The 1,564-nt window shown below is 69.1% G+C and carries 1 protein-coding gene; it reads right to left on the reverse strand.

Features of this window, described 5'->3' with window-relative positions:
* Positions 1–80: 80 nt before the first annotated feature.
* Positions 81–1,421 (reverse strand): IS110 family transposase, encoded by a 1,341-nt coding sequence (locus ACFHVL_RS31225; protein WP_416632216.1) that lies wholly within the window; start codon positions 1,419–1,421, stop codon positions 81–83.
* Positions 1,422–1,564: the final 143 nt, after the last annotated feature.

The raw sequence follows: 1,564 nt of genomic DNA on the forward strand, positions 1-1,564 counted from the left end.
CCTGTACCACGGCGGGTTTTGGGTGTGCGGGGGTGGCCCGGTGTCGGTGGGTCGACCCGGGCGGGGTTGGGGTGTGAGGTTTAGGCGGCGGGTTGCAGGGTGACGGTGTGGCCGAGGGCTTCGAGTTGTCGGACCAGGCTGTTGGTTCTGCGGGTGGTGTTGATCCGGCGGTCGTGGTGGTCGGCGCCGAGGTCGTGGTAGCGGGCCGTCGGATCAGCGAGCAGGTGCCAGATGATCACGAGGATGGAACGGGCGACGGCGACCAGGGCCTTGCCCTTGCCCCGGCGGGTGACCAGTCGCCGGTACCGTGCGGACAGGAACGTGGTGTGGCCGCGGGCGGCTGTCGCCGCGGCCATCCCGAGGACGCCTTTGAGGTACGGGTTGCCCTTGCCGGTCCCGCCGGCGGTGAGGCTGGTACCGGACTGGATGGTGCGGGGAGACAGCTTCGCCCAGGACACCAGGTGCCCGGCGGTGGGGAACCGGGTCATGTCCAGACCGATCTCGGCGATGATCAGCTGCGCGGACTCGGTGTTGATACCGGGGATCTCGGCCAGCCGCCGCCGGGCGGCGAGGTGGATGTCACCGCCCTCGGCGTCGGCGTCGTCGGTGGCGGTGGCGGGTGGGGGTGGGTCGATGTCGTCGATGACCTGCCCGATCCGTTCGGTGAGGTTCGCGATCTCGGTGTCGAGACGGCGGATCTGGTCGAGCAGAATCCGGGCCAGCTCGCCGTGGTGGGCGTCGAACCGGCCGGTCAGCGCCTCCACCAGAGCGTCGTGTCTGCGACGTAGCCGCCCGTGTGCCAGCGAGGCGAGGACCTGAGGGTCACGTTCACCGGCGATCAACGCCTCGACCATGTCCCGCGTCGAGAGCGTCTTCAACGTCGACGCCACCGACGACACCTTGATCAGGGCGTCCTCGAGGAGTTTCTCCAGCCTCGACCAGTAGCGGGTCCGGTCCCGGACCAGGTCCACCCGCATCCGGGTGTAGTCCCGCAACGCCCGGATCGCCGCCGGCGGCACGAACGACGGCCGCAACAGGCCCTTCTCCGTCAGCTTGGCCAGCCACACCGCGTCGAGTTTGTCGGTCTTCGGCCGTCCGGGCACGTTACGGACGTCCCGGGCGTTGACCAGCTGCACGTCCAGACCCGCCGCTTCGAACAGGTAGAACCAGATCCGCCAGTAGTCCGACGTGCTCTCCACGGTGACCTTCTCCACCCCCGCCGCGACCAGTTCGGCGGCGAGGTCACCCACCGCGTTCGTGGTCGCCGCGACCTTCCACACCCGGCTCACCCGCCGCCCGCTCCCGGACGGCAGCCGGGTACACACCATCCCGGACTCCTTCGCCACATCGACGGCACACACCCGCTGCCAGACCTGTTCACTGTCGGCGTCCGGGATCTCCTCGACCGGCCTGTCACCCATCCCCTTGTTCCCTTTCGTGCAACCATGATCGACCAGTGGGTAGGCCGCCCGGGGGCCTCGGTCGGGAACCGAAAATCTGACCGGCGTGCTCGAAGCGACAATGCGTGACCCGTGAGGTCCGTGGCCCCGGCGCCAGACTTGCA

Source organism: Micromonospora sp. LOL_023 (genome assembly GCF_048060115.1).
GTDB lineage: Bacteria > Actinomycetota > Actinomycetes > Mycobacteriales > Micromonosporaceae > Micromonospora_E.